Source organism: Streptomyces sp. NPDC018610 (assembly GCF_044391765.1).
GTDB lineage: Bacteria > Actinomycetota > Actinomycetes > Streptomycetales > Streptomycetaceae > Streptomyces.
The window spans coordinates 162,795-176,178 of record NZ_JBISAL010000009.1 but is presented as its reverse complement, the minus strand read 5'-3'; the positions used below and the strand labels follow the sequence as shown (position 1 = coordinate 176,178).

The following is a 13,384-nucleotide window of genomic DNA, read 5'->3' as shown; positions in this document are numbered from 1 at the left end:
GGAAGCTATGAACCTCGCGACCCTTAAGGCCCTCAAGCCGGAGGAGTTCCTGGACGCGGCCGACGGCTATCGCAGCACCTGCGACATGGCGAGCGCGGCCAAGGACCGCATCGAGAACCAGATCGCCGTGGCCATGAGGAACTCCCTCCAGGGCGAAGCCGCGACCGCGGCGATCGGTCAGCTGACGGAGCTGGGCAAGAACTTCCACTACGTCCAGGTCGAGTGCGGCCTGGTCAGCACGGCCCTCGAGGCGTTCGCGTACGAGGTGGGAGCGGCGAAAAAGAAGCTCGATGCGGCCCTCGACGGTGCGCGGGCGGCGAAGCTGACCGTGAACGCCGATGGCTCGGTCACCTACCCGCCGGGTGGGGAGAAGGGCGAGGAAGGCAAGGTCCCCGAGGGCGGCACGGTGAGCGGTCTGACGGACGGCACGGCCGCCGCGGTGGGCCGCCAGGCAGCCAATGTCGACCCCAATCCTCACCACCGCCTCGCGCAGGACTACGCGGACCGGATAGCGGCAGCCCTCAAGGAGGCGTCCGAGGCCGACGAGAAGTGGGCGCCCGAACTGCGGGCGTTGACGGCCGATGACGATTTGACCGTCTCCGACAAGGACTGGGCCGACGCGTCCTCGGACTCGAGCGGCGTGAGCCAGGCGGGCAAAAAGTACCTCGACTCGCTTCCGCAGCCGCCCAAGAACGGTGATCCCGAAGCCAGCGCGGAGTGGTGGAAGGAGCTCACGGATGACGAGAAGGCTGCCTACGTTTCCCTACGCCCCGACTTCATCGGGGCAATGGACGGGCTGCCCGCCACCGTGCGCGACGAGGCCAACCGCATGGTGCTGGCCGAGAGCAGGGGCGACTACCAGGGCAAGCTGGAAGCGTGGATGAAGCAGGAGCCCGACCACTATCGCCCCTACATCAGCCCTGTCACGGGGCGTGAAGTGAAGGGTGCCCTGATCGAGACCGATGAGTGGAAGGAGTGGGACAAAAAAAGGCAGGACTTGGAGGGTCGAATCCAGGGAATGGATGCTATTCAAAGACGTTTCAACACGACCGGAACGAACGGACTTCCCGAAGCGTTCCTGCTCGGATTCGATCCCGAGGGCAAGGGACACGACGGTAAAGTCATCCTGGCCAACGGGAACCCGGACACGGCCGACCATACGGGAATTTACGTACCCGGCACCGGGACACTCCTGCAGGATATCGAGAAGGACACGAAACGCGGCGATGACCTGTGGCGGGAAACCGACCGCTACGCGCAAGGGCAAAAGGTCTCCATAATCACGTGGTTCGACTACGATGCACCGCTTCAGGCAAAACCTTTCGACAAGGGAGGAGGTTTGTTCCCGGAAGCAATGTCCGATGATTGGGCAGCGAAGGGCGCACCGGACCTGCAGCAATTTCTCGACGGAAACCGCGCAGCGCATCAGGCGGCGTCCGGGCCGAACAACCTGGGCCACACCACTCTGATGGGACACAGTTACGGCACCACGCTCATCGGAGACGCTGCGAAGACCCGTGACTGGCCAGAGGGGCCGTTGCCGGTGGACGACGTCATCGCCGTGGGAAGCCCCGGGATGCAGGCGGATCACGCCGCGGACCTCGGGATCAGAAGTGGTCACATGTGGGCCATGAAGGGAGGCGGAGACGATGAACTGGTGCGAGTCGGCGGGAAGTACGTCGCCGGCTTGGGTGACAACTGGACCATTCCCACCGACCCCGAATTCGGTGCGAACATCATGGAATCGGATGCCGAAAACCATGGCGCTTTCTGGGACGAGGGCTCGACGAGCCTACGAAATCAGGCCCTCGTGATCGCCGGACAGTACGACAAGGTGACCCTTGAATAAGGCATATGCGACCGCCGCAAGCACAGCATTGATGGCCGTCCTCTTGACAGGATGCTCTCAGGTGAGTGACGAAAAAAAGACACCAATGCGCGACGAGCAAGTCGTGAAGAAAAATGTCGAGCATGCGTCCAGCGAGATCCTCGACATCATGACCCTGCAGGGAAAAGTGACCCAATCGGGCGCTTCCGCTACTCCTTGTTCGTCCTACTCCCCTGAAGACGAAGTGCATCGCCTGCGCCATCCGTGGAGCATTTACGGCGTTCCGAGCGAAGACCTCAAGAAGGCCATGGACCGCCTGCGGAAGCAACTCCCCGCGAAGGGCTGGAAGATCGTCAAGGACGGTCACGACAAGAGCCAGGCGAAACTTCCGCAGATCGTGGCCGAGTCGCCCGACGGTCACATGTCCGCCGACCTCCGGCTGTGGCTCGAGCCCTCCGACAGCAGGCGTTCGTCCATGATCGAAGTCACTGTCGTGTCCGACTGCTTCCGCAGTTCTCCCGGCTCGACGTCCGGGACAGGTTGAGGGGACTGCCGCCCATCGCTTCCCCGACCGCGTGAGGAAAGTCGGCACAGGGTTTGCGGGCAGTCGAAGGTCCCTGCCACGCGCGAGAGTCGCGCAGACCGCGGTCGCATGACACAGCATCCTCCGCTCCCCCGGGGCCGGGTACGACCGCCCGGGCCCCTACGCCTGTCCGGTGTGGGCGGTGGCCGTCCCCGTCGGGCCGGGTGCCTCGCCGGGAAGCCGTCGCGGCGAAAACGGCGGTTGGAGGGCGACTTCGGCTCAGACGGTCTTCGTATAGGCGTCCCGGCTCTCTCGGTCCCTGCGGCAGCAGGAAGGGGCGGCCGGGGTCCTCGGGCGCGGCGGGGCGGGTGGCGCGGGCCGGGTCGGCGTCCGGCAGATGCGGGCCGAAGGCCGCGTACACCTCGGCGGCGGAGGCGGGCCGGTCGTCCGGGTTCTTGGCCAGCAGCCCGGTGATCAGCTCCTGGGGGTCGCGGGGCACGCTCACGCCGGCGTCAGCGACCGTCGGAGGGGGTGTACCGAGATGGCGGGAGGCGAGGAGGGCGGGCTGTTCGGTGGCGAAGAGCGGTTCGCCGGTGAGCATGTGGTGCAGGAGGCAGCCCACCCCGTACAGGTCGCTGCGACCGTCGAGACGGCCCTGGCCCGCGAGCAGTTCGGGCGAGGCGCACACGATGTTGCCGACGTCCTCCCCGGTCATGGTGAGGCGCGGGTCGGCCTCGGACAGCACCTTCACCAGTCCGAAGTCCAGGATCTTGACCACGCCGTCGCGGCGCACCATGACGTTCTGCGTCTTGAGGTCGCGGTGCACGAGGCCGGCGGCGTGGGCCGCGGAGAGCCCCGCGCACAGCTGGGCGGCGACGGCCGCCGCGGAGGGCACGTCGAAGCGCTCCTCGTCCTGCTGGTCGAAGAGGTGCTCCAGGGTGACGCCGTCGATCAACTCCATCACCAGACAGCAGGTGTCGTCCGTGATGGACGCATCGAAGACCGTGGTGAAGTTGGAGTGGTCCAGGCGTGCGGCGGCCCGGGCCTCCCGCTCGAAGCGCGCCAGGGCGTCGGCGCGGCTCCCCGGCAGAGCCAGAAGCTCCGCGGCCACGGTCTTCACCGCGACCGGGCGCCGCAGGTGCAGGTCGCAGCCCTGCCACACCTGGCCCATCACCCCCCGGCCGAGGATCGAGGTCAGCCCATAACGGTCACGGAGCACCATTCCGGGCGCCAGACTCTGCATCAGTCCCGTCCTCCACATTTCCCACACAGCGGTCCACAGGGTTTGTCTTGTGAACAAAGTCAATAAGCGTAGTAGCCTGCCATGCAACACGGCCGCCGGGACGCCGACCAGGGTGGCCGGCAGACACCTCGGAGACCGTTCGATGAGCACATCCGACGCCGTACCCGTCAGCCTGGCCGAGATCGCCCGGATCGCCGGTGTCGGACGCGCGGCGGTGAGCAACTGGCGCCGCCGTCACGACACGTTCCCGACCCGCATCGGCGGCAGCGACGTCAGTCCGCAGTTCTCGCTGGCCGAGGTCGAACGGTGGCTGCGGGACAACGGCAAGCTCAAGGACGTCGGGGGCCGCGAACTGCTGTGGCCGCGGTTCGAGGCGCTGGGCAGCAGGGACGAGTCCGGCCTGGCCATCGCCGAGGCGGCCCGCCGGATGCGCTCCGCCCGCGCCAGGGGCCGGCACAGCGAGTTGTCAGCGCCCGCGCGCGAACTGGTGGCCGAGACTGCGAGGCTGGGCCGGACCGAGGGCCCCCGGGAGACGTTCGAGTTCCTGCTGCAGCGGTGGCTGGAGACACATGTGCGCCAGCTCAGCACCACACCACCACAGTTGGCTGCGCTGATGGCGCGCGCCGCTCTCACCGTCCGGATCGGTGCGGACGCCGACGCGGGCGGGGACCGGCTGACCGTCTTCGACCCGGCCTGCGGCACCGGCCATCTGCCCGCCGCGGCGGCACACGAGTACGGCGGACACCGCCTGACGGTGCTCGCCTGCGAACGCGACCCGGCACTCGCCGCGCTGGCCCGCGCCCGCCTCGGCTTCGTCGCGGACGAGCGGGAGATCCACACGGAGATCACCACGGCCGACGCGCTGCGCGAGGACTGCTTCGCCGGGGCTCGGGCCGACATCGCGCTGTGCAACCCCCCGTTCAACGAGCGCGACTGGGGCTACGAGGAACTGGCCACGGACCAGCGCTGGGCACACGGCCTTCCGCCGCGGACCGAGCCGGAACTGGCCTGGGCACAGCACCTGCTCACCCGTCTCCGGCCGGGCGGGGCGGCCGTCGTCGTCCTGCCGCCCGCCGTGGCCTCCCGCAAGGCCGGCCGCCGCATCCGCGGGTCCCTGCTGCGCACCGGTGTGCTGCGGGCCGTCGTGGCGCTGCCCCCGGGAAGCGCCCAACCACACAGTGTCTCGCTGCAGTTGTGGATCCTGCGCGCCGCGCCGGAGGGTCCGGCCACCACTCCGCCGGCCCAGGACGCCCTGCTCGTGGACGCCTCCCGCTTCGCGAACCCCGGAGCACGCGAACCGGGCCCGGACTGGGCGGCCCTCAGCTCCTTCGTGCTCGGCGCCCTGGAAACCCTCGACCGGCCGGACCGCAACCCGCCCGAGGGCGCCGTCCGCATTCCGCTGCTCGACCTCCTGGACGACGAGGTCGACGTGACCCCGGGCCGCTACGCCACCCCGGGCGCCCAGCCCTCCCACGCCGAACTCACCGCCGCGTGGAAGGAGGTGTCGACCACGCTCATCGGCCTTTCGGACTGTGCCCGGTACCTGTCCGGACTGGATCCGCACTCCCCCGCGGCACAGACCACGGCCACGGTGGGCGACCTCGTCAAGGCAGGCGCCCTCACCCTGCTGGCGGGCCAGCAGCCGCCGGACGGCGAGCCGGCGCCCGACGCGCCCGGCCTGCCCCTGCTCACCGTCGCCGACCTGCTCAGGGACGGCGCGCCCGGCGCCCGCACACCCGCCGGTCCGGCGCACGCCGTCGCCGAGGAGGGGGACGTGGTGGTCGCCGGAGTGATCCGGGCGTTCCGCGCCTGGGTGCACCAGGGTCCTCCCACGGCCCTCGGCCCTCAGCTCTACGCGCTGCGCGTCGACCCGGAGAAGCTCGACGCCCACTTCCTGGCCGGCTGCCTGCGCGCGCCCGCCAACGGCCGCCAGGCGGGCACCCACGCCTCCAGTTCCTCCCGCGTCGACATCCGGCGACTGCAGGTGCTGCCACTCCCCCTGGAGGAGCAGGCGGCCTACGCCTCCGCCTTCCGTCGGCTCACGGAGTTCGAACGGCTCCTCGCACACGCCGACGGGCTGGGGCGGTGGCTGGTAGGGGATCTGAGTGATCGCCTCGCGGCGGGTGGGGTGGCCGTCCGACGAGGGGGTCGTCCAGGGGGTGCGTAGAATAGTGGGGTTTGTCCGTCCCTAGGTCCGGAGTGTCGTCACATGTACAGCAGCCACGACCCGTACGTCCGTGTCCGTGGTGCTCGGGAGCACAATCTCCAGGGGGTGGACGTCGACATTCCGCGGGACGCGCTGGTGGCGTTCACCGGGGTGTCGGGGTCGGGGAAGTCGTCGCTGGCGTTCGGGACGGTGTACGCGGAGGCGCAGCGGCGGTACTTCGAGTCGGTGGCGCCGTACGCGCGCAGGCTGATCCATCAGGTGGGGGCGCCGAAGGTCGGGGAGATCAGCGGGCTGCCGCCGGCCGTGTCGCTGGAGCAGCGGCGGGCGGCGCCGGGTTCGCGGTCGTCGGTCGGGACGGTGACGAACCTGTCCAACTCGCTGCGGATGCTGTTCTCCCGGGCCGGTGAGTATCCGCCGGGGGCCGAGCGGCTGGACTCGGACGCGTTCTCGCCGAACACCGCGGCCGGGGCCTGTCCGGAGTGCCATGGGCTCGGGCGGGTGCACCGCACGAGTGAGGAACTGCTCGTCCCGGACCCGTCGCTGTCGATCCGCGAGGGCGCGATCGCCGCGTGGCCGGGGGCCTGGCAGGGCAAGAACCTGCGTGACGTCCTCGACGCGCTCGGTCACGACGTCGACCGGCCCTGGCGCGAGCTGCCCGCCGAGCAGCGCGAGTGGATCCTGTTCACGGACGAGCAGCCGGTGGTGACCGTGCATCCGGTGCGCGACGCCGGCCGGATCCAGCGGCCGTACCAGGGCACGTACATGAGCGCCCGGCGGTATGTCATGAAGACGTTCGCCGATTCGAAGAGCCCGACGCTGCGCGCCAAGGCGGAGCGGTTCCTCGCCTCCGCGCCCTGTCCGGTGTGCGGCGGGGGCAGGCTGCGGCCCGAGGCACTGGCCGTGACCTTCGCGGGGCGGACCATCGCCGAGCTGGCGGCGCTGCCGATGGCCGAGCTGGCCGGGATCCTGCGGGGCGACGACGGTGTCGCCCGCGTCCTCACCGAGGATCTGAAGTCCCGGATCGCGCCCGTCGTGGAGCTGGGTCTCGGCTATCTCAGCCTGGACCGGGCCGCGCCCACCCTGTCCGCCGGCGAGCTGCAACGGCTGCGGCTGGCCACGCAGTTGCGGTCGGGTCTTTTCGGTGTGGTGTACGTGCTGGACGAGCCGTCGGCGGGGCTGCATCCGGCGGACGCCGAGGCGCTGCTGACGATGCTGCGGGGGTTGAAGGCGGCCGGGAACTCGGTGTTCGTGGTGGAGCACCACCTCGATGTGGTGCGGGGCGCGGACTGGGTCGTGGACGTGGGGCCGCGGGCCGGCGAACACGGCGGCCGGGTGCTGCACAGCGGGCCCGTCGGCGAACTGGCGCGGGTCGCCGAGTCGGCCACGGCGCGGTTCCTGTTCGATCGCTCGTCCGCCGAGCCCGCACGCCAAGTCCGCACAGCTCGCGGTGAGGTGAAGGTCGGGCCGGTGACGCGGCACAATCTGCGCGAGGTGACGGCCGAGTTCCCGCTGGGCGCGTTCACCGCGGTCACGGGTGTGTCGGGGTCGGGGAAGTCCACCCTCGTCGGTGCGATCACGGAGGACCTGCCGGGGGTGGGACGGCTGGTCTCCGTCGACCAGAAGCCGATCGGGCGCACCCCGCGCTCCAACCTGGCCACCTACACCGGCCTGTTCGACACCGTGCGCAAGGTGTTCGCCGCCACGGAGGAGGCCCGTGCCCGCGGGTACGGCGTCGGACGGTTCTCGTTCAATGTGCCCGGCGGGCGGTGCGAGACCTGTCAGGGCGAGGGGTTCGTGAGCGTGGAGCTGCTGTTCCTGCCGAGCACGTACGCTCCGTGCCCGGACTGCGGCGGCGCCCGGTACAACCCGGGGACGCTGGAGGTGACGTACCGGGGGCGGAACGTCGCGCAGGTGCTGGACCTGACGGTGGAGGGCGCGGCGGAGTTCTTCGCCGACACCCCGGCCGTGGCCCGCAGCCTCGGCACGCTGATGGACGTGGGCCTCGGCTATCTGCGTCTCGGGCAGCCCGCGACCGAACTGTCCGGTGGCGAGGCCCAGCGGATCAAGCTGGCGAGCGAGTTGCAGCGCGGGCGGCGCGGCCACACCCTGTATCTGCTCGACGAGCCGACGACCGGGCTGCACCCGGCCGATGTCGAGGTCCTGATGCGGCAGTTGAACGGGCTGGTCGACGCGGGGCACACCGTGATCGTGGTCGAGCACGACATGTCCGTCGTCGCGGGCGCGGACCATGTGATCGACCTCGGGCCGGGCGGCGGCGACGCCGGCGGCCGGATCGTTGCCGTGGGCACTCCGGCCCAGGTGGCCCGCGCGGAGGGCAGCGCCACGGCGCCGTACCTGGCCCGGGCGCTGGGCGGCGGCTCCGAGGGAGCGCTCTGAGCACGCGGTTCCGGCGGGCGGGTGGTCGTGGTTGGATCGCACGGTGAAGAGCGACAGCACCGATGAGGTCCGTGGCGAGGGCACGACGTGTGTCCGGCGGCGGACGCAGCGCGATCTCGACGACTGCGTCCGGGTGCTCGCCCAGGTGCATGAGCACAGCGGCTACCCGGTCGACTGGCCCGAGCGGCCCGCCGCCTGGCTGGCGCAGCCGGCCGCGCTCGGGGCCTGGGTGGCGGAGCTGGACGGCCGCATCGCCGGTCATGTGAGTCTGTGCCGCGGGGGCGAGGAGGACGTGGCGCCCGGCCTGTGGGGCGCCCGTACGGGGCTGGGCGTCGAGGCGGCCGCCGTGGTCGGCCGGCTGTTCGTCGCCCCATCGGCCCGTGGCCGCGGGATCGGGGCCGTGCTGATGGCGCGGGCCGTCGCCCGGGCCGGGCGGCTCGGCCTGCATCCGGTGCTGGACGTGGCGGCCGGGGACACCGCCGCGGTGGCGCTGTACGAGCGGCTGGGCTGGCGGTCACTCGGTGCGGTGCCGCAGCGCTGGGGCGACCGGGAGGTGGTCGTCCGGTGCTACGCGGCCGTCCTCCCGCCCGGCTGACGGCGGGGCCACCGGCCGCACGGGGACGGTGTGCGCCGGCCCCGGGGGCGCCTCGTGCACCGGTCCCCGGGGTACCGCGCACCAGGACCCCGTAGGTACCGCGTGCGCCTGCCGCGCCGACGCCGGGTACGGCTCGCCGGTGTGGTCGGGCTGGGCGGCGCGGGCCAGGGTGCGGCGGTCGGGATGGGCCCCCGGCGGGACGGCGGGGCGTACCTCGACCTCGGCGGTCAGCCCGTCGGCCGAGGCCACCCGCCACAGGGACGCGAGGAGGGTGTCGTTCCCGACGAAGGCCGCGGCGGTGCCGGCCGCTCCCCCGGCGCGGCGGTAGCGGATGCGGACCGGCTGGACCGGTACGCGTGCGTCCAGCGCGGCCTGGAAGACGGCCCGGTGGAAGCGGCCATGGGCCCGGCCGCACCAGGTGCTGCCCTCGGGGAAGGCCGCGACCGCGGCCCCCGCGCGCAGCGCCTCGGCGATCTGTGCGACGGTCCGCGGCAGGGCGCGCAGCCGGTCGCGTTCGATGAACAGGGCGCCGCCGCGTGCCGCGAGCGCGCCCGCCACCGGCCACCGGCGGATCTCGGCCTTGGCGAGCATCCTGGCCGGGCGCACGGCGGCCAGCAGGGGGATGTCCAGCCAGGAGACGTGGTGGGCGACCAGGAGCAGGCCGCCGGTGGGCGCGGCGGACCCGGTGACGCGGACGCGGACTCCCGAGGCGCGGACGATCGCCCGGCACCACCCTCGTGTCCAGTGGTCCGGGATACGCCGGCCGAGCGCCGACAGGGCGACGCCGGCCAGCAGCAGCGCCGCGACCGCCGTCAGCCGCAGCACGGCACGCGGTACGGCCGCCGTCGAGCCCGTCTTCTCCACGCACGCCGCCGGGGTGCAGGGCGCGCCGGGCAGCCAGGCGCTCATCAGGCCGGGACGAGGGAGAGGAAGTGGCGCAGATAGCGCGGGTCGACCTGGCGCATCGACAGCAGGACGTACAGGTCGGCGACGCCGAAGTCGGGGTCGTGAGCGGGTTCGCCGCACACCCGGGCGCCCAGGCGCAGGTAGCCGCGCAGCAGGGCGGGCAGCTCGGTACGGGCCCCGGGCCCGGTGGGGGCGGCGGGCGCGGTCCGGGGGATCCACGGCAGCAGCGGGCGGACGCGGTGTTCGGGGGGCGCCAGGTGTCTGGCGCTGACCCGGTTCCAGGTGGCGGTGGCGAGGGCGCCGCCGTCGGCGAGCGGTATGGAGCAGCAGCCGGCGAGCCATTCGTGGCCGCCGGCCACCATGTAGTGCGCGAGGCCGGCCCAGATCAGGCCGATCACCGTGCCGTCGCGGTGGTCGGGGTGCACGCAGGAGCGGCCGACCTCGACCAGTCCGGGGCGTATGGCGTCCAGGGCCGTCAGGTCGAACTCGCTCTCGGCGTAGAGGCGGCCGGCGATCGCGGCCCGCTCCGGCGGCAGCAGGCGGTAGGTGCCGACGACCTGTCCGGTGTGGGTGTCGCGCACCAGCAGGTGGTCGCAGTACGCGTCGAAGGGGTCGATGTCGTGGCCGGGCTGCGGGGTGTTCAGCAGGGCGCCCATCTCGCCGGCGAACACGTCGTGGCGCAGCCGCTGCGCGGCCCGCACGTCCTCCTCGTCGCGGGCCAGTGCGACGGTGTAGCGGGTGGGTGCCGTGGGCTGTGGGGGGCTGGCGAGTGCGGTGCCGCCGGTCATGGGTGCCTCCTGGTCGCGGTCCGGGTGCGGAAGACGGGTGCGGAAGACGGAAGGGGACGGCGGACCGGTGGTGCGGTCCGTCGTCCCTGTTCTCCCGATGCCGGCTGTCCCTCGCGTGACCGGTGCCAAGAGGGCGGGTGTGCGGTTGTTGAATGCCCGGGGTGCCTGGCGGGACCGGGGATGAGCACCACTCCCGGTCCCGCCCGTCCGCACCCTGCCGGCGAACGTTCCCTTCGGGCGGCTACCGCCTGGACACCTTGCGGGTCGCCCGCAGCCACTCCTTGTTCATGCTGGTGATGGAGACCAGGGGGATGCCCTTGGGGCAGGCGGTGGCGCACTCGCCGGCGAGGGTGCAGCCGCCGAAGCCCTCCTCGTCCATCCGGGCCACCATGTCCAGGACCCGGGTCTCGCGCTCGGGGGCGCCCTGCGGCAGCACGTTGAGATGGTTGATCTTGGCGGAGGTGAAGAGCATCGCCGCGCCGTTGGGGCAGGCGGCGACGCAGGCTCCGCAGCCGATGCACTCGGCGTGCTCGAAGGCGAAGTCGGCGTCCGGCTTCGGCACGGGCGTGGCGTGGGCCTCGGGGGCGGCGCCGGTGGGGGCGGTGACGTAGCCGCCGGCCTGGATGATCCGGTCGAAGGCGGAGCGGTCGACCACCAGGTCCTTGACCACCGGGAAGGCGGCGGCCCGCCAGGGCTCGATGTCGATGGTGTCGCCGTCCTGGAAGGACCGCATGTGCAGCTGGCAGGTGGTGGTGCGCTCGGGACCGTGCGCGTCGCCGTTGATGACGAGGCTGCACGCCCCGCAGATGCCCTCGCGGCAGTCGTGGTCGAAGGCGACCGGGTCCTCGCCGGCCAGGATGAGGTGTTCGTTGAGGACGTCCAGCATCTCCAGGAAGGACATGTCGGGCGAGATGTCGTCCACCTGGTAGGTGGACATGGCTCCGTCGGCGCCGGCGTTCTTCTGCCGCCAGACGCGCAGGGTGAGCTTCATGCGTAGCTCCGCTGGGTGGGGTGGACGTACTCGAAGACCAGGTCTTCCTTGTGCAGGACGGGAGCCTCGCCGGTGCCGGTGAACTCCCAGGCGGCGGCGTAGGCGAACTCGTCGTCCTTGCGGGCCGCCTCGCCGTCGGGGGTCTGGGACTCCTCGCGGAAGTGGCCGCCGCAGGACTCGGCGCGGTGCAGGGCGTCGAGGCACATCAGCTCGGCCAGTTCCAGGTAGTCGACGATGCGGTTGGCCTTCTCCAGCGACTGGTTGAACTCCTCGCCGGTGCCGGGAACCTTGATGCGGCGCCAGAACTCCTCGCGGATCCGCGGGATGCGCTCCAGCGCCTCGCGCAGTCCGGCGTCGGTGCGGGCCATGCCGCACAACTCCCACATGAGTTCGCCGAGTTCGCGGTGGAAGGAGTCGGGGGTGCGGTCGCCGTCCACGGACAGCAGCAGGTTGAGGCGGTCCTCGGTCTCGGCCAGGGCCTCCTGGACGACCGGGTGGTCGTCGGTGACCGGGTCCTGGTGCGGATGGCGGGCCAGGTAGTCGTTGATGGTGGCCGGCAGGACGAAGTAGCCGTCGGCCAGGCCCTGCATCAGCGCGGAGGCGCCGAGGCGGTTGGCGCCGTGGTCGGAGAAGTTGGCCTCGCCGATCGCGAAGAGACCCGGGACGGTGGTCTGGAGGTCGTAGTCGACCCACAGGCCGCCCATCGTGTAGTGCACGGCGGGGTAGATCCGCATGGGCACCTGGTACGGGTCCTCGTCGGTGATCCGCTGGTACATGTCGAAGAGGTTTCCGTACTTGGCCTCGACGGCACCCCGGCCCATCCGCTCGATGGCGTCGGCGAAGTCCAGGTAGACGCCCTGGCCGCCGGGACCCACTCCCCTGCCCTCGTCGCACACGTTCTTCGCGGCGCGGGAGGCGATGTCGCGCGGGACCAGGTTGCCGAAGGAGGGATAGACGCGCTCCAGGTAGTAGTCGCGCTCGTCCTCGGGGATCTCGTTCGGCGGGCGGGTGTCGCCCTTGGCCTTGGGGACCCAGATGCGGCCGTCGTTGCGCAGCGACTCGCTCATCAGCGTCAGCTTGGACTGGTGCTCACCGGTGCGCGGGATGCAGGTGGGGTGGATCTGGGTGAAGCAGGGGTTGGCGAAGTAGGCGCCGCGCCGGTGCGCCCGCCAGACGGCGGTCGCGTTGGAGTTCATCGCGTTGGTCGACAGGTAGAAGACGTTGCCGTAGCCGCCGGAGGCGAGGACGACGGCGTCGGCGACATACGTGTCGATCTTCCCGGTGATCAGGTCGCGGGCCACGATGCCGCGGGCCCGGCCGTCGACGACGATCAGGTCGAGCATCTCGGTGCGCGGGTGCATCTCGACGTTGCCGGCGGCGATCTGCCGCGACAGCGCCTGGTAGGCGCCGAGCAGCAGTTGCTGGCCCGTCTGGCCGCGGGCGTAGAAGGTGCGGGAGACCTGGACGCCGCCGAAGGAGCGGGTGTCGAGCAGGCCGCCGTACTCGCGGGCGAACGGCACGCCCTGCGCCACGCACTGGTCGATGATCTCCACGGAGATCTGGGCGAGGCGGTGGACGTTGGACTCACGGGAGCGGAAGTCGCCGCCCTTGACGGTGTCGTAGAACAGGCGGTGCACCGAGTCGCCGTCGTTGCGGTAGTTCTTGGCGGCGTTGATGCCGCCCTGGGCGGCGATGGAGTGGGCGCGGCGCGGCGAGTCCTGGTAGCAGAACTGGACGACGCGGTAGCCCTGTTCGGCGAGGGTGGCGCCGGCGGAGCCGCCCGCGAGGCCGGTGCCGACCACGATGACCGTCTGCTTGCGCCGGTTGGCCGGGTTGACCAGCTTGGCCTCGAAGCGGCGCTTGTCCCAGCGCTCGGCGACGGGGCCGGCGGGGGCCTTGGTGTCGGCGACGGGGTCGCCGGTCGTGTATGCGGCGTAGGAGGTCAT

Annotated in this window: 9 protein-coding genes and 1 pseudogene; 5 read left to right on the top strand and 5 right to left on the bottom strand. The window is 71.5% G+C overall.

From position 1 onward, the window contains the following. Positions 1-7 precede the first annotated feature (7 nt). Both ACH5A8_RS23460 and ACH5A8_RS23455 read left to right on the top strand, forming a co-directional pair. Complete coding sequence (locus tag ACH5A8_RS23460; RefSeq protein ID WP_399004923.1) at positions 8-1,849, top strand: alpha/beta hydrolase; 1,842 nt, start codon at positions 8-10, stop codon at positions 1,847-1,849. Positions 1,850-1,910: 61 nt separating this feature from the next. Further along, positions 1,911-2,372 carry a hypothetical protein gene (locus ACH5A8_RS23455; protein ID WP_399004921.1) on the top strand — a complete coding sequence of 154 codons (462 nt, stop codon included), beginning with the start codon at positions 1,911-1,913 and terminating at the stop codon, positions 2,370-2,372. Here ACH5A8_RS23455 and ACH5A8_RS23450 read toward each other — a convergent pair. Continuing rightward, positions 2,314-3,594, bottom strand: a complete 1,281-nt coding sequence (locus tag ACH5A8_RS23450; protein ID WP_399004919.1) for a serine/threonine-protein kinase — start codon at positions 3,592-3,594, stop codon at positions 2,314-2,316. The genes ACH5A8_RS23455 and ACH5A8_RS23450 overlap by 59 nt on opposite strands. A 142-nt stretch (positions 3,595-3,736) precedes the next feature. Between ACH5A8_RS23450 and ACH5A8_RS23445 the strand changes: the two genes are divergently transcribed. From ACH5A8_RS23445 to ACH5A8_RS23435, 3 genes are read left to right on the top strand one after another with little or no spacing between them, the layout of a single operon-like run. Continuing rightward, positions 3,737-5,761, top strand: a complete 2,025-nt coding sequence (locus ACH5A8_RS23445; protein WP_399004917.1) for an N-6 DNA methylase — start codon at positions 3,737-3,739, stop codon at positions 5,759-5,761. Positions 5,762-5,803: 42 nt separating this feature from the next. Continuing rightward, the gene (locus ACH5A8_RS23440; protein ID WP_399004915.1) at positions 5,804-8,158 is read left to right on the top strand and encodes an ATP-binding cassette domain-containing protein; all 2,355 of its coding nucleotides are present in this window, start codon (positions 5,804-5,806) and stop codon (positions 8,156-8,158) included. Positions 8,159-8,201: 43 nt separating this feature from the next. Beyond that, the gene (locus tag ACH5A8_RS23435) at positions 8,202-8,753 is read left to right on the top strand and encodes a GNAT family N-acetyltransferase (protein ID WP_399004913.1); all 552 of its coding nucleotides are present in this window, start codon (positions 8,202-8,204) and stop codon (positions 8,751-8,753) included. A 144-nt stretch (positions 8,754-8,897) separates the two neighbouring features. Here the strand turns inward: ACH5A8_RS23435 and ACH5A8_RS23430 are convergent. The 4 genes and pseudogenes from ACH5A8_RS23430 to ACH5A8_RS23415 all read right to left on the bottom strand — a co-directional run. Next, positions 8,898-9,662, bottom strand: a pseudogene (locus ACH5A8_RS23430) (lysophospholipid acyltransferase family protein); the annotation flags it as partial. Beyond that, on the bottom strand, positions 9,662-10,447 hold the full coding sequence (locus ACH5A8_RS23425) for a GNAT family N-acetyltransferase (protein WP_399004911.1): 786 nt from the start codon (positions 10,445-10,447) through the stop codon (positions 9,662-9,664). The gene ACH5A8_RS23425 and the pseudogene ACH5A8_RS23430, both read right to left, overlap by 1 nt. A 241-nt stretch (positions 10,448-10,688) precedes the next feature. Continuing rightward, positions 10,689-11,438 (bottom strand): succinate dehydrogenase/fumarate reductase iron-sulfur subunit, encoded by a 750-nt coding sequence (locus ACH5A8_RS23420; RefSeq protein WP_399004909.1) that lies wholly within the window; start codon positions 11,436-11,438, stop codon positions 10,689-10,691. After that, a complete protein-coding gene (locus ACH5A8_RS23415) occupies positions 11,435-13,384 on the bottom strand; it encodes a fumarate reductase/succinate dehydrogenase flavoprotein subunit (protein WP_399004907.1) in 1,950 nt (649 codons plus the stop codon). The genes ACH5A8_RS23420 and ACH5A8_RS23415 overlap by 4 nt, the downstream gene beginning before the upstream one ends.